The organism is Kingella sp. SNUBH-2017 (genome assembly GCF_028680565.1).
Classification (GTDB): domain Bacteria; phylum Pseudomonadota; class Gammaproteobacteria; order Burkholderiales; family Neisseriaceae; genus Kingella_D; species Kingella_D pumchi.
This window is the reverse complement of the sequence record NZ_JAPHVK010000016.1, coordinates 1-19,499: the sequence shown is the minus strand read 5'-3', so window position 1 is coordinate 19,499 and position 19,499 is coordinate 1. Positions and strand designations below refer to the sequence as shown.

Annotated in this window: 20 protein-coding genes and 1 pseudogene; 11 read left to right on the top strand and 10 right to left on the bottom strand. The window is 61.0% G+C overall.

Features of this window, described 5'->3' with window-relative positions; translation table 11 throughout:
• Nucleotides 1–37: 37 nt before the first annotated feature.
• From OP500_RS10755 to OP500_RS10730, 6 genes are all read right to left on the bottom strand, one after another.
• Nucleotides 38–700 carry a YqiJ family protein gene (locus OP500_RS10755; protein ID WP_238748138.1) on the bottom strand — a complete coding sequence of 221 codons (663 nt, stop codon included), beginning with the start codon at nt 698–700 and terminating at the stop codon, nt 38–40.
• 101 nt (nt 701–801) lie between these two features.
• Complete coding sequence (locus OP500_RS10750) at nt 802–1,650, bottom strand: SPFH domain-containing protein (protein ID WP_238748137.1); 849 nt, start codon at nt 1,648–1,650, stop codon at nt 802–804.
• A gap of 271 nt (nt 1,651–1,921) precedes the next feature.
• Nucleotides 1,922–2,389 (bottom strand): tetratricopeptide repeat protein, encoded by a 468-nt coding sequence (locus OP500_RS10745; RefSeq protein ID WP_009427449.1) that lies wholly within the window; start codon nt 2,387–2,389, stop codon nt 1,922–1,924.
• A gap of 149 nt (nt 2,390–2,538) precedes the next feature.
• The gene (locus OP500_RS10740; protein ID WP_274070940.1) at nt 2,539–3,039 is read right to left on the bottom strand and encodes a hypothetical protein; all 501 of its coding nucleotides are present in this window, start codon (nt 3,037–3,039) and stop codon (nt 2,539–2,541) included.
• 284 nt (nt 3,040–3,323) lie between these two features.
• On the bottom strand, nt 3,324–3,986 hold the full coding sequence (locus OP500_RS10735) for a PspA/IM30 family protein (RefSeq protein ID WP_274070939.1): 663 nt from the start codon (nt 3,984–3,986) through the stop codon (nt 3,324–3,326).
• Nucleotides 3,987–4,009: 23 nt separating this feature from the next.
• Nucleotides 4,010–4,525 (bottom strand): hypothetical protein, encoded by a 516-nt coding sequence (locus OP500_RS10730; RefSeq protein WP_274070938.1) that lies wholly within the window; start codon nt 4,523–4,525, stop codon nt 4,010–4,012.
• Nucleotides 4,526–4,856: 331 nt separating this feature from the next.
• Between OP500_RS10730 and OP500_RS10725 the strand changes: the two genes are divergently transcribed.
• The 3 genes from OP500_RS10725 to argF all read left to right on the top strand — a co-directional run bounded on the left by OP500_RS10725 (nt 4,857) and on the right by argF (nt 8,226).
• Complete coding sequence (locus tag OP500_RS10725) at nt 4,857–5,558, top strand: lipoyl protein ligase domain-containing protein (RefSeq protein ID WP_274070937.1); 702 nt, start codon at nt 4,857–4,859, stop codon at nt 5,556–5,558.
• Nucleotides 5,559–5,755: 197 nt separating this feature from the next.
• Nucleotides 5,756–7,132 carry a hypothetical protein gene (locus tag OP500_RS10720; protein ID WP_274070936.1) on the top strand — a complete coding sequence of 459 codons (1,377 nt, stop codon included), beginning with the start codon at nt 5,756–5,758 and terminating at the stop codon, nt 7,130–7,132.
• Between the two features lie 86 nt (nt 7,133–7,218).
• A complete protein-coding gene (gene argF / locus OP500_RS10715) occupies nt 7,219–8,226 on the top strand; it encodes an ornithine carbamoyltransferase (protein WP_274070935.1) in 1,008 nt (335 codons plus the stop codon).
• A gap of 177 nt (nt 8,227–8,403) precedes the next feature.
• On the opposite strand, the gene OP500_RS10710 is transcribed toward argF, so the two are convergent.
• On the bottom strand, nt 8,404–9,789 hold the full coding sequence (locus OP500_RS10710; protein WP_274070934.1) for an MATE family efflux transporter: 1,386 nt from the start codon (nt 9,787–9,789) through the stop codon (nt 8,404–8,406).
• Between the two features lie 370 nt (nt 9,790–10,159).
• Nucleotides 10,160–11,173, bottom strand: coding sequence for a tryptophan--tRNA ligase (trpS, locus tag OP500_RS10705; RefSeq protein ID WP_238748130.1), 1,014 nt, complete (start codon nt 11,171–11,173; stop codon nt 10,160–10,162).
• A gap of 231 nt (nt 11,174–11,404) precedes the next feature.
• Between trpS and OP500_RS10700 the strand changes: the two genes are divergently transcribed.
• From OP500_RS10700 to OP500_RS10680, 5 genes are all read left to right on the top strand, one after another.
• Nucleotides 11,405–13,486, top strand: a complete 2,082-nt coding sequence (locus OP500_RS10700) for an AsmA family protein (RefSeq protein ID WP_238748129.1) — start codon at nt 11,405–11,407, stop codon at nt 13,484–13,486.
• 75 nt (nt 13,487–13,561) lie between these two features.
• The gene (locus OP500_RS10695; protein ID WP_238748128.1) at nt 13,562–13,948 is read left to right on the top strand and encodes a diacylglycerol kinase; all 387 of its coding nucleotides are present in this window, start codon (nt 13,562–13,564) and stop codon (nt 13,946–13,948) included.
• Between the two features lie 92 nt (nt 13,949–14,040).
• Nucleotides 14,041–14,580, top strand: coding sequence for a hypothetical protein (locus OP500_RS10690; protein WP_274070933.1), 540 nt, complete (start codon nt 14,041–14,043; stop codon nt 14,578–14,580).
• A gap of 45 nt (nt 14,581–14,625) precedes the next feature.
• Nucleotides 14,626–15,156 carry a hypothetical protein gene (locus tag OP500_RS10685; RefSeq protein WP_238748125.1) on the top strand — a complete coding sequence of 177 codons (531 nt, stop codon included), beginning with the start codon at nt 14,626–14,628 and terminating at the stop codon, nt 15,154–15,156.
• Nucleotides 15,157–15,252: 96 nt separating this feature from the next.
• A complete protein-coding gene (locus OP500_RS10680) occupies nt 15,253–15,510 on the top strand; it encodes a GNAT family N-acetyltransferase (RefSeq protein ID WP_238748124.1) in 258 nt (85 codons plus the stop codon).
• A gap of 106 nt (nt 15,511–15,616) precedes the next feature.
• On the opposite strand, the gene OP500_RS10675 is transcribed toward OP500_RS10680, so the two are convergent.
• Nucleotides 15,617–16,177 (bottom strand): hypothetical protein, encoded by a 561-nt coding sequence (locus OP500_RS10675; protein ID WP_238748123.1) that lies wholly within the window; start codon nt 16,175–16,177, stop codon nt 15,617–15,619.
• A 123-nt stretch (nt 16,178–16,300) separates the two neighbouring features.
• Between OP500_RS10675 and OP500_RS10670 the strand changes: the two genes are divergently transcribed.
• From OP500_RS10670 to OP500_RS10660, 3 genes are all read left to right on the top strand, one after another.
• Nucleotides 16,301–17,959, top strand: coding sequence for an electron transfer flavoprotein-ubiquinone oxidoreductase (locus OP500_RS10670; RefSeq protein WP_274070932.1), 1,659 nt, complete (start codon nt 16,301–16,303; stop codon nt 17,957–17,959).
• A gap of 288 nt (nt 17,960–18,247) precedes the next feature.
• On the top strand, nt 18,248–18,766 hold the full coding sequence (locus OP500_RS10665) for a GbsR/MarR family transcriptional regulator (protein WP_274070931.1): 519 nt from the start codon (nt 18,248–18,250) through the stop codon (nt 18,764–18,766).
• A gap of 39 nt (nt 18,767–18,805) precedes the next feature.
• Nucleotides 18,806–19,252, top strand: a complete 447-nt coding sequence (locus OP500_RS10660; RefSeq protein ID WP_238748120.1) for a hypothetical protein — start codon at nt 18,806–18,808, stop codon at nt 19,250–19,252.
• Between the two features lie 112 nt (nt 19,253–19,364).
• Here the strand turns inward: OP500_RS10660 and OP500_RS10655 are convergent.
• Nucleotides 19,365–19,499 (bottom strand): annotated as a pseudogene (locus OP500_RS10655) (IS1595 family transposase); the annotation flags it as partial.

The window sequence follows — 19,499 nt, the reverse complement described above, 5'->3', positions numbered from 1 at the left end:
AGCACTGCAGAAATTCGGCTGCTATTTTCAGCTAGCCTTAATCCACCAAACTCCCGCTCGGATTCAAAATCGCCTTAAACGTGTTCCCCTCCAGCGACACCAAAAGCACCGCCTCGCCCTGCTTCAGCACGCCTTCGCCGTCGGGCTCGGCCATCACATAATGCGTTTGGCCGAAGCCGTCTTTCACGCGCACTTGGGCAGGGCTGCCGGTGCGGGCTTGGCCGATCACAATCACGCCGACGCGGCCGATTAGCGTGTCTTGCGACACGGCGGTGGTTTCGTCTTTGGGCAGGATTTTGTACAGGCCGCCGGCAGTGGCGCGCACCAGCGGCAGCGAAAGAAACCATACGGCGACGGCAGCCAGCGTGCCGTTCAAATACGCGCCGAACACGGCGGCAAAGGCCGTCTGAAACACATAGCCCACCAGCCCGTACACGGCGAGAAACACCACCAAGAGCATCAACACCGGCACTTTGCCGACATACAGCCAGCTTAAAAACCGCACCACCACGCCGTCGGCCGCGTCCAGCCCCACTTCGGCGTGGGCGCTGTCGGCCAGGCTGTCGGGCAGCAGGTTGTCCAGCCACTCGCTCGCGCCGCCCAACAGCATCGACAACACTTCCAACACGCCCAACAGCAGCATCAGCGCCAGGGCAATGCCGAAGATTTGGTTTTCAGGGGCGGTAATCAGATTCCACATCGGCGGTTTCCTTTATGGGTTTAAGACGGCCTTGGGTTTTTCAGGCAGTCTGAAAGCGGCTTCGTGTGTTTGTCGGATTCAAGAATCCGACCTACGTCTGCTCAATCGCCGCTCACATTCAACACCGGCGCGGCGTTTTCTTCGGAAAGCAGCACGGTCATCATATTGGTTACCAGCTTGGCTTTTTCGCTGTCGCTCATTTTCACGATATCGCGCTGCTCGAGCTGGCGGACGGTGCCTTCCACCATGCCGATGGCGCCGCGCACCAGCGCGTAGCGGGCGGCGATTACCGCTTCGGCCTGCTGTTTGCGCAACATGGCTTGGGCGATTTCGGGCGCGTAGGCCAGGTGGGTGAAACGGGCTTCGTCGATGCTGATGCCCGCGCGCTCGACGCGCTCCTGCACCATGTCGCGGAACTGCTCGAGAATATGCTCGGAATGGCGGGTCAGGCTTTCGGTATCTTCGGCGGCGTAGGGGTGGTGGGTGGCCAGCGCGCGCAGGGCGGACTCGCTCTGCACCTGCATAAAATCGTGGACGTTTTCCACATCGAGCACGGCGGCGGCGGGGTTGCTGATGTGGTAAACGATGGCGGCGGCGATTTCAATCGGCGTACCGGCGGCGTCGTTCACTTTCAGCGTCGGGGTAACGTAGTTGCCCGAGCGCAGGGAAACGCTTTGGGTTTGGTAAATCAGCGGAATAATCCAGAAAAACCCGCTCTCGGACAAAATGCCGGAATAACGGCCGAAACAGGTGCTCACCAGCGCGGTGTTGGGCTGGACGATACGAAAGCCGCTGGCGGCCAGCACAATAAAGACAAACAGCGGCGCGGCCAGCACGCCGACGGTGGAAAACAGCGCCATGGCAATCAGCACGGCGGCACCGGCCAGCATGGCGGCGGCGAGCCAGCCGTTGAGATAGAACATATTGTGTCTGCTACTGGTTTGGTTCATGACGGGGTCTCCTTGATAAATGGCGGAACGGGGTTTCAGGCTGCTTTCAGGCTGCCTGAACGGGGCAGGTTTCAGTTTCAGACGGCCTTCGGATTTGCGTAGGTCGGATTCTCGAATCCGACGTTTTCCCACAGGGAAAAATCCGCGCTGCCGGTTTTAACTTTGCTGAAGCCTGTGGTTTTCAGACGGCCTTTGGGTTATTTCAGGCAGCCTGAAAGCCGCTTCGGGTGTTTGTCGGATTCAAGAATCCGGCCTACGGAACTGACGCGAATCAGTGTTTTTCCAATTCTTCCCGGCACATGGCGGCGTTTTCGCGGCCGTTGTCGGTATTAAGCTGCTGCTGCGCCGCTGCCATCAGGCGGCAGCCTTTTTGCGGATCGGCGGGCACACCGCGCCCTTCGGCATAGGCCACGCCCAGATTGTTCTGCGCCTTGGCGTGCCCCTGCGCGGCGGCTTTTTCATACCACGGCACCGCCAAATCCCAACGGTTTTGCCGCATATAGTGGCCGCCTGCCTGATACTGCGCTTCGGCTTCGCCCGCTTCGGCACGGCGGACAATTTCCGCAGGCGGCGGCTCGGCTTCGGACTTGGCAAACAATTTGCCAAACGGCGCGGCATTCTGCCAACCGCCGCGCTCATCGGCCTGCTGCACCAGCCACACCAGCGCGGTGGCGGCGGCCAGCACAACCATCATCGCCAGCAGCGGCGCGGTCAGAGCATTGTCGTTGTTGCGTTTCATCGCGTCGTTTCTTTCTTCAGACGGCCTTCGGATTTGCGTAGGTCGGATTCTCGAATCCGACGTTTTCCCACAGGGAAAATCTGCGTTGCCGGCTTTAACCTTGCTGAAGCCTTTGGTTTTCAGACGGCCTTTAGTTCTTTCAGGCTGCCCTAGCGCGTCAGCAGTTGGCGGATGCGCTGTTGCAGGCGTTCGCGCTGCTCGGGGCGGCCGTCGGGCAGAATCTGCGCCCAGTCGGCGTGTGCGGGGTCAATGCGCCCGCCGAAGCCGCCGAAGCCGTGCATTGTCAGACTGCGCTTTTTCCAATCCAGAGTAAAAACGGCAAGGGCGCGGCCGGCAGTCAGAACGCTGTTGATGCGCTTGAGCATCCACAGGGCAAACATTCCCATCGACACCGCCATCAGCAAAAACGGCAGCGCGTTGGCGGCTTTGAACGTGCCGTCGCTGTGGAAAAACAAATCGGGCAGCATCCGGTGCAGAAACAGAACCGACAGCGGCACGGTAAAACACGAAGCAAGCATGCCGAAACGCATGATGTTCACCGATTTTCGATCGGCATCGCTTAGGGAAACGGTTTTACGCCAAGTCAGCGGACGGCTGCCGTTTTGCGCGGCGGCCTGCAGTTCGGCAAGCGGGGTTTCGGGCTGGGACATGGTTTTCTTTCCAATAATCGGGGCGGGGTTTTCTTTTCAGGCAGCTTGGGGTCTTTCAGGCTGTCTGAAAGCTCTGTATTTCGTCATTCCCGCGCAGGCGGGAATCTTTTTTCAGCTTGGGTGATGGCGTTTTTTTCTGCCGTTTGCCGAAGCACGCAAAAGATTCCCGCCTGCGCGGGAATGACGGCAGTTTTATTTTCAGACGGCCTTTGCCAAGCAGCCTGAAAGGCCGTCTGAAAGCCGCTTCGTGCGCTTGTCGGATTCAAGAATCCAACCTACCGCACTCACTTCTGCGCCTTCAAAGCCGCCAGCCGTTCGGCGATGCGGTTACTGCGGCTCAGGTCTTCCAATTCTTTCAACTTGGCCAGCTGTACCGCGTCGCTGCTGCTGTGTACGGCGTTTTGCCTGCCCATCACGCGGTCGAAGGCGTTGCCGCTTTTTTCGGCGTTGCGGGCGATGCGCTCCAGGCCGCTGCCGCCTGCGCCGCCGCCCGCTGCCGCGTTTTGCTGCGCGGCGCGCCAGTCTTGCAGCTGCTGCTGCATTTCGCGTTTTTTCGCCTGCAACGCGGCGATAAAGCCTTCGAGTTCTTTTTCTTGCGCGGCGCAGTCGGCGATGGTGTTTTCGAGCACCGGCAAACGCGCTTCGATGTCCATCTGCTCGGCGATGCCGCTTTCGGCCAAATCGTCGCGCGCGGCGGACACGGCGGCGCGGATTTGGTCGGACAGCGCTTCGTGGCGGTTGCTCTCGTCGGCCATTTTTTTGGCGGCCAGATGTTTTTGCGCCAACACTTTACCCAGCTCGGCGCGCACTTCGTCCACCGCGCGCTCGATTTCGCGGATGCTCTCGTTCATTACCGCCTCGGGCGCCAGGTTTTCGGCGGCGTCAATCAGTGCGTGGAAGCCGCCGCTCACTAGGCGGCCGACGCGGCGGGACAGGGTTTCGCTCATTTTGTTTCCTTTCGTTTCAGGTTTCAGACGGCCTCTGCGCCAACCTCAGACGCACGGCGCACGATATCGGCCAGTTTCAAAGTGTTTTCAAGCTGTTGCAACACGGTATCGTCGTAGGCCGCGCCTTTGCCGGTAACGGCAAGCTGCAAAATGCTGTCGGTCAGGCGCACGATGCGCCACATCAGCTCGCGCTCGTATTTCTGCAAATCGGGCTGCGCGGCCTCTTCGGGCAGGTCGGCGGCCAGCGTGGCGGCCAAATCGGGCAGCTGCTCAAACAGCCGCGCCACGATGTGCGAATGCACTCCGGCCTGCTTTTCGGCATGCAGCACGCTGCGGCGGGCGGCCTGTAAAAACTGCTCCTGCGCCGTGAGCGCGGATTCGTAATCGCGCGTCTGCGTGTGCGCCAGTCTGGCCTGCTTCAACAATTCACGGATTTTTTCCGACGGCGTATTCGCGCCTTCAATTTTTAACTCTGCAATAAAATCAGCGTCTTCCTGCGTAATCCGCACGCTCACGGGAATACGGGTGCCTGCGTTCATTTCTATTTGTCCTGTTTTGTATTCATTTGTATGCGAATATACATGAAACATTTTCAGTTTTCAATTAAACTGCGAAAAAACCAAAAACAAAATTACAATACAATGTTTAAAAATGAAAATAGTAAAATTGCAAACGTGTACAAATGCAACACACCCGCCATAAAAAGGCAGCCTGAAAACCTTGATTGGGTTTTCAGGCTGCCTTTTTCGTTTTCGCCGCCGCTTTTCAGGCTGCCTGCCCAAGCAGCCTGAAAGGCAAATTCTGCTGCCGATCACGCACCGCGGCGAAAAAACAGTAGAATGCCCATTTACGCAAACTTACAAAACCACCATGCCCGCTCCGCTTTTGCTTGCCGATAACAGCTTCGATACCGCCCGCCACAGCTGGGCGGACAACGAGCAGCGGCTGATCGACTGCGCCCAAGCCGCCGGCTGCGATGCCGCGCTGGTGTTTTGCGGCGAAGACGGCATCGTGGTGCCGCGCAGCTACCGCAGCAAGCCCGGCTTTGACCAAGCCTGCGCTACGCTGGCGGCCGACGGCCTGCCGGTGCATGTGCGCCTGTCGGGCGGCGGCGTGGTGCCGCAGTCGCCCGCCGTGGTCAATCTGTATCTGGCGCGGCCGCTGTTGAGCGAGCAGCCGGTACGCGATGCCGAGCAGCAGTATCTGGCGCTGTGCGCCCTGCTGGAGCGGCTGTTTGCCGAGATCGGCATCGCCACCGGCTATCAGGCGGTGGCCGGCTCGTTTTGCGACGGCCGTTTCAATCTGGCTGCCGGCGGCCGCAAAATCGCCGGCACCGCGCAATACTGGCAGCGCCGCCGCGGCACGCCCAACGGCTACACCGCCCTGCTTTCGGCGGTAATCCTTGCCGGCGATGCCGCCGCGCTGACCGGGCGCGCCAACCGCTTTGAAGCGGCGCTGGGCAGCGATACGCACTACCGCGCCGATGCCTGCACCGCCGCCGCCGAACATGCCGATACCGATGCCGCAAAGCTGGCCGCCGTTTTGCGCCGGTTGCTGGGCAAGGCAGCCTGAAAGTTTATGGCAAGGCAGCGGCTCTGTTTGCCTGAAACCGAAATTCAGGCTGCCTGAAAACCGAAGCGAATAGCGCCATGCCGCAGCAGCAGCAGCCTGAACGCCCGACATGCCGCCAAACTGCTTTTCAGGCTGCCTGAAGGCCACGCTAAGCAGCCTGAAAGCCTGCCGCCCCAATCCATTTGCCCAAGTTTGCCATGAAAAAACTGCGTGTATTTTTATTGTTGTCTGCCTTGATTTTTGTGCTGCTGTTTGCCGTGCCGCAGTATCTGATCCGGCAGGAAATCGCCGCCGCCCAAGACGATTTGGCGCGGCTGGCAGTCAAACCGGCGCCGGCGCAAACCGCAGGCGGCGATGCGCTGTGGCTGGTGGGCTACCGTGCCGAAAGCGCTGCCGAACGCGAGCGTATGATGGCAACGTACCGGCCGCTGCTGATGCGCGGAAGCCGGCCGCCGGCGCTGGCCGAATACGAACTGCCGCAACCAGAGAACGGAGAATTTACCTGTGGCAGCGGCAAAAGCGCCGCCGACTGTCTGGCAGAAATACGTGGGAATCTGCCGCAATACCGCGATCAGGCCGAAAAATATCGGGAGCTGCTGGCCAATATCGACCGGCTGGCGGACTACGATGCTTTTGCCCAGTCCGGCTGGCCGAACGATCACACCGGTTCGTCCGATATGGCACTACCCCGGTTGCAGCATCTGTTTCTCAGCGTTCCCACCGCCGCGCTGGATTGGGCGGACGGCCGGCAGCAGGCGGCGCTGGTGCGCGTTTGCCGCAGCCTGAAAACCGGACGCACCCTGCTGCAAGGGCGCCCAAATATGCTCTATCCGATGGTCGGCAATGCGCTGATTCAAAAACACACCGCGCTGGCAGCGCAAATGCTGGCGGAAGATCCGTCATGGGCAAAGCGCCTGCCCAAAGAATGCGACGACGCCTTTGCCGTACTGTCGCCGCAAGAGCAAAACCTGTGCACCGCAGTACAGGACGAATTTCACGCTTCGGCCAATCTGCTGCGTAAAATGTCGCCCGAGTGGTCGCCGCGCAAAATGTTTACCGTTATGGCTCTAGCCGCAAATATGAGCGATGAAGACAGCATCGGTTCTCTCCGTGTACCGCGCTGGATGATATGGGTGCCGGTGATGGACATCGAACACAGCCGCGCCCGCAGCGCCGCCTATTATGCACAGGGCTGCAACGCCGAAACGGCCGCCGCTCTCGAACGCGACCAAGCCATCATCTGGCAGCCGCCCGCCCAAGCAAGCTGGAAACAGCTCTGGGCCTGCAGCAACAACGGCCAGGGCTGCGTGCTCTCCGATATTGCGCTCACTTCCTGGGACAGCTATTTCCAACATGTGCAGGACAGCGCCATGCAGCAGCGCGCCTTTCAGGCTGCCCTGGCGCTTTACCGTCTGCCCGCCGCCGAGCGCCGCGGCGCAATCGGCCGCATTTTGGCGGAGCATTCCAGCCCGTCGCGCCGGCTGGTGTGGAACGAACAAAACAGCAGCATCGGCTTTGCGCGCTACAGCAAACACCAAACTGAAAGCAGCGACATTCCCGTCAACCTGCGCTAAACTTTTCAGGCTGCCTACAGGGCGGCAATACCGCGGCAAAGCAGCCTGAAAAACCTGCCGCCGCACCCGCTACATAAGGAGAAAAAATGGACTACCCGCGCCACCTGCTCAAACTCACCGATTTCACCCCCGACCAAATCAACGCCCTGCTCGATCTGGCCGCCGAACTGAAAGCCGCCAAAAAAGCCGGCCGCGAAACCCAACGCCTGCGCGGCAAAAACATTGCGCTGATCTTTGAAAAAACCTCCACCCGCACCCGCTGCGCCTTTGAAATTGCCGCGCATGACCAGGGCGCCAAGGTAACCTATCTGGAACCGGGCAGCAGCCAGATCGGCCACAAAGAAAGCATCAAAGACACCGCCCGCGTGCTCGGGCGCATGTACGACGGCATCGAATACCGCGGCCACGGCCACGAAACCATAGAAGAGCTGGCGCGTTATGCCGGCGTGCCGGTGTTCAACGGCCTAACCGACCGCTACCACCCCACCCAAAGCCTGGCCGATTTGCTGACCATGCGCGAACACAGCGGCAAAGCCCTTGCCCAAACCGCCTATGCCTACGTTGGCGACGCCCGCTGCAATATGGGCAACTCCCTGCTGCTGGCAGGCGCGCTGATGGGCATGGACGTGCGCATCGGCGCACCGAAAGAATTGTGGCCGGACGACAGCGTAATCACACGCGCGCACGAGCTGGCCGAGCGCAGCGGCGCGCGCATCCTGCTCACCGACAACCCGCAGCAGGCCGTTGCCGGCGTCGATTTCATCCACACCGATGTTTGGGTCAGCATGGGCGAGCCGCCGGAAATCTGGCAGCAGCGCATCGACCTGCTGCGCCCCTACCGCGTCAGCGCCGAGCTGATGGCCGCCGCCGGCACGCCGCAGGTCAAATTCATGCACTGCCTGCCCGCCTTTCACAACCGCGAAACCAAAATCGGCGAATGGATCTACCAAACCTTCGGCCTAGACGGCGTGGAAGTGAGCGAAGAAGTATTCGAAGGCGCCGCCAGCATCGTTTTCGACCAGGCCGAAAACCGCATGCACACCATTAAAGCAGCGCTGGTCGCCCTGCTCGACCGCCCGCCGCAGGCAGTCTGAAAGCCGGCAAACGGTTTTTCAGGCTGCCTTTGAAACCGTTTGCCGCTGCTCCGTTTTACCGCTTTCAGGCTGCTTTTTTCTCCGAGCAAACCCAAGCAGCCTGAAAACGCCAAACAGACAAAACCGCCGCCGGATCGCACTCTGGCGGCGGTTTTGCCGTTTTCAGGCTGCCTTTGGCTACAGCGCGCGGTGCTGCTGCGCCCAGCGGCTGCATTTTTCCAGATACCACACCAGCGCCACCGCGGCGGCGGCCAGCGAAGCAATCAGCGCCGCCCAAAAGCCGTACACCCCCATGCCGGCGTGGTGGGCGAGCAGATAGCCGGGCAGCAGCCCCAGCCCCCAAAAGGCGATACCGTGGATAATCATCGGCGCGCGGGTGATTTTGTAGCCGCGCAGGGCGTAAGAAGCGATGCACTGGGTGAAGTCGAAAAACTGAAACACCGCGGCAAACAACAGAATATTGGCGGCAATCGCAATCACCGCGGCATCGCCGGTGTAAAACGATGCCAGCGTGCGGCGGAACAACACCAGCACCGTCAGCGTCAGCAGCGCCAGCGCCCAGCCCATCGCCAGCGACACGCCGGCAATGTAGCGGGCGCGGGCAAACTGGCGCCGTCCCAGCGCGAAGCCGATGCGCACGGTGGTCGCCGCGCCCACCGCCGAGGGCACCATATACACCACGCTGGTAATGCTGATTACCACCTGCTGCGCCGACACCGTGTCTTGGCCGAAATTGGCAATCAGCCACACAATCAGGGTAAACAGGCTGGCTTCAAGGAAATAAGACAGCCCGATCGGCCAGCCCAGCTGCCAAATCCGCCGCTGCGCCGCCTTGTGCGGCAGGCTGAAACGCGCCGTCAGGCCAAAAGCGGCGAAATACGGATTGCGCACGATATGGCCGCCCAAAGCCGCCGCGCTAAACCAAAACACCAGCGCCGTCGCCAGCCCGCAGCCGGCGCCGCCCATCGCCGGCAGGCCGAATTTGCCGTACACGAAAACATAATTGAGCGGCACGTTCAGCAGCAGCGCCGCCCAGCTCGTCCACATCAGCGGCTTGGGGCGGTCAAGGCTGGAAGCATAGGCATAAAGCGCACGGTAAACCATCGCCGCCGGCATCGCCAGCGCCACATAAAACAGATAATCGCCCAGCGTATCCAGCACATAAGCGCCGTAGCCCTTGCCCGCCAGATAGCCCTGCAGCGGCTTGATCAAAGCCATCATCAGCAGCATACCCGCCGCGCCCAGACCCAGGCCGAACCACATGCCCTGGCGGCCGGTTTCGCCGATTTCGCCCTGCTCGCCCGCGCCGTGCTGCTGGGCGATCATCGGATTGAGCGCGGTCATAATCCCCAAAAAAGTGATGAACACCGTGGCAAACACCGCACTGCCCAGCGCCACCGCCGCCAAATCGTCCTTGCTCGCCCGCCCCGCCATCACGGTATCGACCACGCCCACGCCCACCGACGCTATCTGCGCCAGCAGCATCGGCAGCGCCAGCGACACCAGCTTGCCGGATTCAGAACGAAAAGAAGACGGGGAAAAACGGTTCAGGTTCAAAAGCATGGTTCAAACAATCGGAAAAACGACCGGCCGCACCTTTCAGGCAGCCTGAAAAGCCGGCACAGCATAAAAACAGCAGCCAAAAGCCGCGCATCTTAACCGATAGCCGCCGCTTTTGACAGCCGCCCCAACCCCGCCGCCGGCAAGAAAAAGCAGCCTGAAAAGCCGTTTTAGCGTTTTCAGGCTGCTTTGCTAATTCCGCGCCACCCTGCCGGCATGCGGCGCCGGCTGATTCAAATGCCGGCACCGCCCGCGCGGCAGCTGTTGGTTTTCAGGCTGCCTATAAAGTACCAAGCAGCCTGAAAATAGTTTGATTCGGTTTTCAGGCTGCCTGAAAGCACCAGGCAGCCTGAAAATACGGTTAATCAGCCAATCAGCCCTTCAGCGGGCGGATGCCGACGGCGTCGCGCACTTGGTCGAGCAGCTCGCGGGCGCGTTTGCGGGCGCGCTGGGCGCCGGCCTGCAGGATGTCTTCGATGCGCTGCGGGTGGGCGGTGAGCTCGTGGTAGCTTTCGGTGTAGCCGTCGAGCTCCGCGCCGATTTTGGCGGCGAGCATTTTTTTCGCTTCGCCCCAGGCCAGGCCGTCGGCGAGCGCTTGGGCGAAGGCGGCGGTTTCGGCGGGGGTGGCGAAGGCTTTGTAGATGTCGAACACCGGGCTTTCGTCGGTGCCTTTGGGCTCGCCCGGCGCTTTTAGGTTGGTAACGATTTTGTTGACCATTTTCTGCCGCTCTTTGGGCGTTTGGAACAGCGGGATGGTGTTGCCGTAACTTTTGCTCATTTTGCGGCCGTCCAAGCCCACTAAGAGTTCGACCTGCTCGTCGATGCGGGCTTCGGGCAGCACAAACAGCTCTTTGAAACGGTGGTTGAAGCGGGCGGCGATGTCGCGCGCCATTTCGACGTGCTGGATTTGGTCGCGGCCGACCGGCACGGTGTCGGCGTTGAACATCAGGATGTCGGCGCTCATCAGCACGGGGTAGCTGTAAAGCCCCATTTCGATGCCGTGGTCGGCGTCTTCCTGGCCGTTGTCGAGATTGTCCTGCACCGCGGCTTTGTAGGCGTGGGCGCGGTTCATCAGGCCTTTGGCGGTGATACAGGTCAGAATCCAGTTTAATTCCAGGATTTCGGGGATATCGGACTGACGGTAGAAGGTGGTGCGCTCGGTATCAAGGCCGCAGGCAAGCCAGGTGGCGGCCACGGCGCGGGTGGATTCGTGGATGCGCTCGGGCTCGTGGCATTTGATCAGGCCGTGGTAGTCGGCCAGAAACAGGAAAGATTCGGCGCCGCCTTCGGCTGCGGCGCGGATGGCGGGGCGGATGGCGCCGACGTAGTTGCCCAGATGGGGAATGCCGGTGGTGGTAACGCCGGTCAGGACGCGTTTGGTACTCATGCTGTGCTTTCTGTTTGCTCAACTGCCCGCCGGCGCGGCAAAACGGCCGGCGGCGGGGATAAAAAAGGTCGAATCTTAGCACAGGCAGCCTGAAACCGCGCGGGCCGAAACCGCCGCATCCGCGCGGTCGCCCGCTACACGGCAGGCAGCGTATCCGCAGGCGGTACCGCCGTCCGCCGCAGCGGCGGCTTTAATGCTAGAATGGATTTGTTCCGATACCGTATTGCATCCATGTACGCATTTATCCACACCCACGGCAAATGGATCCGCATCCTTACTTACAGCGCGCTGATACTCGCCGCCGTCTATATCGGCGCCTATGCCTCGCTCTACCGCCTGTCCGAACACGACACTCTGCAGCTGGAAGCGCAAGCTGCGTTGCAGGGCAAAAACCGCACCGTGCGCTTTGCCGAGCGCATCGACCGCCGTCTCTTTCCCCGCCCCACCGTTACCCTTTACCACGCCGAGCTGAGCGAAGCCGGCGGCGGCCGCACTGCCTTTGAAGTCGAAGAAATCCGCATCGGCATGGCGTGGAAAAGCCTGTGGGACGAGCCGGAAGTGGAAAAACTCACTCTCGAAAACGTCCGCGCCGACATCAATATCAACGACGAAGGCGTGTGGGACATCGCCGATTTGTTCCAATCCGCCGCGCGTCCCAGCCCGCGTTTCAACCGCGTCAATATCCGCAACGGCACCCTTACCCTGCGCGAAAACGGCCGCCGCTGGCAGCTGGGCGCCGTCGATTTCACCATGACCCGCGCCGACGCCGAAAACCAGCCCTACACCCTGAGCGCACGGCTCGAAGAACAAGACCTGCGGCTGGACATCAGCGCCGCCGGCACCGTCGGCTGGGACGGCAAAACCTTCTCGCTGCCCGATCTGGCCGCCGATTTTTCGGGCGAAGAACACAGCTACGGCTTTTCAGGCAGCCTGAAAAGTTCGCTGCGCTTTGCCGGCGGCACGCCCGCGGCCGACAAAACCACCCTCACCCTCAACAGCAAACGCTACGACAGCAGCCTGAATCTCAGCGCCGATGCCGCCGCGTGGCAAAACGGCCGCGCCACCATCGGCAACCTCAACGCCGTTTTCACCGCCGCCGAAGGCAGCCGCCGCTACAACGGCACCCTTACCAGCCCCAAAGTCAGCGGCAGCGGCAAAGTGTGGAGCAGCGACGAAACCGTCTTCAACCTCAACACCGAAGCCCCCGGCCAAGATCCGCTCAGCCTCAAGCTCGACGGCAGCGCCCAATGGCGCGACGGCACGCTCTCGGTGCCCGAGTTCAAACTCATCAGCCAGCAAAACGGCGCCGACGGCCGCCAGCGCTTCGTTTCCGAATGGGAAGGCAGCCTGAAACTGCCCGCCAGCGGCAACTGGCAGTTCCAAGCCCAAGGGCTGTTCGACCGCCAGCCGGCCAAAATCGAATTTTCCCGCAGCGGCGACAACATCGGCGGCAGCGCCAATCTCGCCAAACTCAACGCCGCGCCCTATCTCGACCTGCTGCAAAGCGAAACCGCCGCCAGCCCCTACCCCGAATGGCACGACCGCAAACTCAAGCTCAAAGTCGATCTGGCGCTGGGCATGCTCGAACTGCCGGGGCTGAACGTCGAAAACATCGCCGCCACCCTCAACGCCGACGCCGAAGAAGCCCGCTTTGATCCTTTGTCGGCCGAACTCTACAGCGGCCGCACCAGCGGCAGCTTCACCGTGCGCAACACCGTGCCCACCGAATACCGCCTGAAACAAAACGCCGAAAACGTCGAACTGCTGCCGATGCTGCAGGATCTGCTGCGCTACAGCGCCATCAGCGGCAAAGGCCGCGCTATTTTCGATCTGTCGGCCAAAGGCTCCGGCCGCCGCGAGCTGCTCGCCAGCCTTTCCGGCAGCCTGAAATTCGACGTGGCCGACGGCCAATGGCTCGGCATCAACCTGCGCGCGCTGGCGCAGGGCCTGCTCGACAAAAAAGGCGGCGGCCCCACCGTCCACACCCCGTTTTCCCGCTTCGAGCTGGAGAGCACGATTGAAAACGGCATCAGCCGCAATACCGTCAAAGCCCGCCTGACCGACCCCGCCGTCGATATGAGCGGCAGCGGCGAAACCAATCTTGCCGAAGGCACCGTCAGCGAAAGCGTGCTGCTGCACAACGGCGAAGGCACGCCGCCGCTGCCGGTACGCATCAGCGGCACCCTCGACAAACCCACCGTCAGCCTCGACTACCAGCAGATTACCGCCGGCATCACCGACCCCGAAGCCAAGAAAAAAGCCGTCCAAGACGCCCTTTCCGGCCAATGGCAATGGCTCAAACGGCAAAAATAACCGGTTTCAGGCAGCCTGAAAGCCCGTTGCAGCGTTTTCAGGCTGCTTTTTACCCCTTTTTATCAGGGAACGACCATGAATCCCCAGCCCAACCTCACCCCGAACAAACCCGGCAAACGCGGCCTGGCACGCATCTTTGCCGCCCTCGGCTATTCGCGCGACGGCCTGGCTGCCGCCTGGCAGTACGAAGCCGCCTTCCGCCAGCTGGTGTGGCTGCACGCCGCGCTGCTGGTTGTGCAGTTTTTCTGCGATTTCGATACGCCGGTGCGCATGCTGCTTTTGGGCGTGTCTTTTTTGTCGCTGATTACCGAAGCCCTTAATTCCGCCATCGAAGCGGCCGTCGACTATATTTCCAGCGAACGCCACCCGCTGGCCAAGCGTGCCAAAGACCTGGGTTCGGCGGCGCAGCTGTTGGCGCTGGTGATGACCGCGCTGCTGTGGCTGATGGCGCTGTACGGCTGAGCGGCGGCATCGTTTTTCAGGCTGCCGCCAACAGCCCAAACACCGCTTTCAGGCTGCTTCAAGCGTTTTGACTATTTTTCAGGAATCCGAGCATGAACAAACTCTCCGCCCTGTGCGCCGCCCTGCTCTTGGCCGCCTGCGGCAATCCGCACGACCGCTACGTCGGCCACTGGCAGCCCGCCGCCCGGGGCGCCGATCCCTACCGCGTACTCGAAATCGGCAAAAGCGCCGACGGCAGCTACCGGCTGCGGCGCGATGTTTTGGGCGCCCATCCCGCCGACGAAACCCTGCTCGCGCTGGCCGACGGCAGCCTGAGCAACACCGGCGGCAGCCGGCTGACGCTCTCGGACGACGGCCAAACCCTGCAACTGGCCGATGCGCCCTACCGCCGTCTCCCCGACAGCGAAATCGAGCCGCTGCGCGCGCAGGCGCAGTCCGCCGCCGCCGAGCAGGAAAACAACCGCCAGCGCTGCCAAAGCCTGCTGGCCGAATACGCCAACCGCAAGCTGGCGCTGGGCAAGCCCGACGTCACCACGCCCAAAGAAGTGTGGAGCGAAGTGGTCGAGCAGCACCAGCGCCTGGAAGCCGAATACCGCGCCAAAACCCGACAAATCCGCGGCTGCTCGCTGTAAGGCAGCCTGAAAACCTTTTTTCATTCCACTTTAAGGAGTTTCGCCGTGAAAAAACTGTTCGCCCTGTTTACCGTTTTGCTGCTGGCCGCCTGCAGCAAAGGCCACGAGCGCTACGAAGGCTATTGGAAGATGGAAAACGTTTCCTTCCAATACCTGATTCAAATCCAAAAAACCGACGACGGCAGCTATCTGCTCAAAGACGACGTGCTCGGCGGCAGCGGCAGCAGCCAGGCGCTTGAGCCGCAGGACAAAGGCGTGCTCGCGCTGGCCGGCGGCGAAGCGCTGGAGCTTTCGGACGACGGCGCCACGCTGAAGATGGGCAAAGCCGCCTACCGCCGCATCGACGATGCCGAAGCCGCCGCGCTGCAGCAGGCCGCGCAGCAGGAAATCGCCAAGCAAAAGGCGGTGCAGGCGGAAAATCTGCGCCGCTGTCAGGAAAACAGCGCCGCCTATCAGAAAGAAAAAGCCGCGCTGCGGCAGGGGCGCGGTGCAGCGGCAAAAAACGAAGCCGCCCTGTCCGTCGAATACCGCCGGCGCGCGCTCAAAATCCCCGGCTGCCATCTGGCGGCGGACTAAACTTTCAGGCTGCCCCATACCGGCAGCCTGAAAAGCACTTTGCCTAAGCGGCAACATTTTTTTACAATACGCTTTTTTTGGCGACGGGAGAAAGCGATGAATCCTTTGCAGTTTGTCCGCGAAGCCCAGGCTCTGGTCCACCGCGACGAAGCAGGAAAACTGCTGGCGGAAGCCAAGTGGCGGCGCCTGAACGCCCACACCATCGAAGTGTTCCACACCCATGTGGACGACAGCCTGCGCGGCCAGGGCGCCGGCAACCAGCTGTTGGACGCGATGGAAAAACTGGCGGCGCAGGAAGGCTGGAGCGTGCGCGCCAGCTGTCCGTTTGCCCAGCGCCGTTTTAGCGCAGCCTGAAACCTTTTCAGGCTGCTTCTCCGACAAAAAGCAGCCTGAAAAAGCCGCCGCGGCCATAACAAAGCAGCCTGAAAATCTTTTCAGGCTGCCTTTTCGCAAACAGCATTTAGGGCGCGCGGATAATGGTATAGACGCTGCTCAAATCGTAAACCTTGTAGCGCGCCGGCTCGCGGCGGTTTTCGCCGGCGTAGCTCAGCACCAAACCCTGCCGCCGCGCTTCGTCCACCCAGCCGACAAACAGGCCGCTGTGTTCGTTGCCGCGGTAATCGTGGTTCACATAATACAGCCAGTCGCCCGGGCGGATTTGGCTGCTGTCGGCATAGGGGCCGCCTTTCAGGCTGCCTTTGTGCACAGTTTGGCGGCTGTTGCGCGGCACGCCGGCGCGGGTAAACACCAAATCCAGATAGTCCCAGCAGCCGCCCTTAACGATAACGCGCTCGAACAAAGTCATTTTGCGCGCCTGCTCCAACACCGCGCGCGCCTTGCCGCTGCTTTGGCGCTCGGCCGCCGCAATCAGCGCATCATCGCCGGCAGCCGCATTGACGCTGCGGCCGGCAGACGACTTGGACTGAATTTTGGGACGGCCGGCTTTTTTGGGCGCGCCGCCGCAGGAAGCCAAGAGCAGGGCGCAGGCGGCGGGCAGCAGAAATCGGGCGTAAGGCAACACGGCGTCTTCCTCCAATCAAACAAAAACGGCCGCCACTCTAACACAAAGCGCCGCCACAGGCTTTCAGGCTGCCTGAAAAAGCGGCGGCGCCAAACACAAACACAAACCATAAGGACAACATCCATGAACCCCGAAACCGAACGCGACAGCATGCAGTACGACGTCGTGATCGTCGGCGCCGGCCCGGCCGGGCTGGCGGCAGCCATCCGCATCAAGCAGCTTGCCGAAAAAGAAGAACGCGACATCAGCGTCTGCGTGCTGGAAAAAGGCAGCGAAGTCGGCGCCCACGTGCTCTCGGGCGCGGTGCTCGATCCGGTTTCGCTCACCGAGCTGCTACCCAACTGGCGCGAAACCGGCGCGCCGCTCACCTGCGCGGTGCGCGAAGACAAAGTGCTGTTTCTCACCAAAAAACGTGCTTTCAGGCTGCCTACTGCGCCCAGCTTCCAAAACCACGGCAACTACATCATCAGCCTCGGCCTGCTCACCCGCTGGCTGGCGGAGCAGGCGGAAAACCTCGGCGTCGAAATCTATGCCGGTTTTGCCGTCGCCCAAGTGCTCTACCACCCCGACGGCTCGGTTAAAGGCGTCGCCACCGGCGATATGGGCGTGGAAAAAGACGGCACGCGCGGCGACAACTACCAGCCGGGGATGGAGTTGCACGCGCAGCAAACCCTGTTTGCCGAAGGCGCACGCGGCTCGCTGACCAAAACCCTGATCCGCCGCTTCAATCTGGATACCGGCAGCCAGCCGCAAACCTACGGCATCGGCATCAAAGAAATCTGGGAAGTGCCGCCCGGCCAGTCGCAAAGCGGGCTGGCGGTGCACACCACCGGTTGGCCGCTCGATACAAAAACCTACGGCGGCTCCTTTATCTACCATATGGACGACAACCAGATCGCCATCGGCTTTGTGGTCGGACTTGATTACCAAAACCCCTATCTCTCGCCCTTTGAAGAATTCCAGCGTTTCAAAAATCACCCCGCCATCCGCCCAATGCTCGCCGGCGGCCGCCGCATCGCCTACGGCGCGCGCGCGCTGGTCGAAGGCGGCCTGCAGTGCCTGCCCAAACTCAGCTTCCCCGGCGGCGCCCTGATTGGCGACGGCGCCGGTTTTCTCAACGTGCCGCGCATCAAAGGCACCCACACCGCCATCAAATCCGGCATGCTCGCCGCCGAAGCGCTGCTGCCGCTGTTGGCCGATACCAGCGAAGGGCAGCCTGAAAGCAATCCCGAAGCCGCCGCTTACCAGCAGCTTTTCGAGCAAAGCTGGCTCTACCGCGAACTCTACGCCGCCCGCAACATCCGCCCTTCCTTCAAATGGGGCATGTGGCCGGCCTTTGCCTACACCGCGCTCGAACAATATATATTCAAAGGCCGCACGCCGTGGACGATCAAACACCACGGCACCGACCACGGCAGCCTGAAAAAAGCCGCCGCCTGCCGCCCCATCGACTACCCCAAGCCCGACAACGAAATCAGTTTCGACCGCTTAAGCAGCGTATTTCTTGCCAACCTGTCGCACGAAGAAAACCAACCCGTACACCTGAAACTGCGCGACCCCGCGCTTGCCATCAGTCTCAACTACCGCGAATACGCCAGCCCGGAAACCCGCTACTGCCCCGCCGGCGTTTACGAAATCGTCGAAGAAAACGGCCGCCCCGAGCTGCGCATCAACGCCGCCAACTGCGTGCAGTGCAAAACCTGCGACATCAAAGACCCCGGCCAAAACATCGAATGGACCTGCCCCGAAGGCGGCAGCGGCCCCAACTACGGCGCCATGTAGGAAGCCTGAAAAAGCGTCTGCCCTGCCGGGATTCGCAGCAAAACGCATCCCGCCTACCCACGCCGAAGCAGCCTGAAAAGCGTTTTCACCTTTTCAGGCTGCATTTCGTTCAAACAACAGACTTCAGGCTGCCCGCATCACGCGCGGCAGCGTGAAAACAGCTGTAGGGTGCCGCACCGCGCACCATCACACCGGCCTGGCTTTTCAGGCTGCCCCAATACTCCCCCCTACACAAAAACATTTATTTCTGTATTGACAGAAATAACCGCAATCCCTAAACTGCGCGCCATGAAACTGAATCCGACTACCGAAAAATTCGTCCTGCACTGGGGCGAGATGGGCGCCAAATGGGGCGTGAACCGCACCGTGGCGCAGATCCACGCGCTGCTGTATATCATCGGGCGGCCGATGAATGCCGAAGAAATCGTCGAAACCCTCGGCGTGGCGCGCTCGAATGTCAGCACCAGCATTAAAGAGCTGCAAAGCTGGCAGCTGGTGCAGACGGTGCACATTATGGGCGACAGGCGCGACCACTTTTCCACTTCCGACGATGTATGGACGCTGTTTCGCACCATTGTTGCCGAGCGCCAGCGCCGCGAAATCGAGCCGACTTTGCAGTTTTTGCAAACGCTGATGGAAAGCCCCGAGTTTGCCCAGGAAAACGAAGACGTGCGCCGCCGCATCAGCCAAACCCGCGACTTTATCGGCACGCTCACCGCCTGGACCAACGAAATGCTGCGCCTGTCGGTGGGCGCGATGGCCAAAATCCTGAAACTGGGCGCGGGAATACAGAAGCTGCTGCGTTAGGCGCAGTACCGCGATTTCAGGCAGCCTGAAAGGCAAACCATGAGCACTTTGATGATTTTTCCCTTAGCCGCCCTTGCGCTTGCCGTGTCGGCGTATGCCTATCTTGCCAAAAGGCAGCCTGAATACCCGAATGCGCGGGTGATTGCCGTGTTTACGCTGTTGGGCGGCGGCTTGGGCGGATTGCTGGTGCTGCTGGCAATCGGGCAGGCTTTTGGCGCAGGGGTTGGGGAGTTGTGGCTGCTGGGCATGGCTTTGGGCGTGGCAATGGGCACGCTGCCTGCTGCGTTGTGCGGCGTGCTGCTGGCGTTTTTGCGCGCGGAGTATTCGGGGAGCAACGTGGCTTTGGCAGTAGCGGTGGGCGCGTTGGCAAGCGCAGCGATGGGGCTGGTTTGGGCGCATGACGGCATAGCTGCTGTGTGGACTGCCTGCGTGGGTGGATTGTCGGCGGCGATTTTATCTGCCATTGTGTTGCCCAAGGCGCTGTAAACCGCGTTTCAGGCTGCCTTTGTGCGAACCATTAGGGCAGCCTGAAAGCCGAAGGCTTTAACAAAAACAGTCCCCATATCTGCAAAATTTTTGGGGCTGTACTAGATAAGCCCTAAATTTCACACCACCGGCGCAGCACTTTAAGCTGCTCGGAAGGTGCGCCAAAGTTAAAACGGAACTCGCATTCTTTCAAGAACAGCGGGAAAGATTTACGGTCGATTCCATTGTATTTGCGCAGTACGCGTTT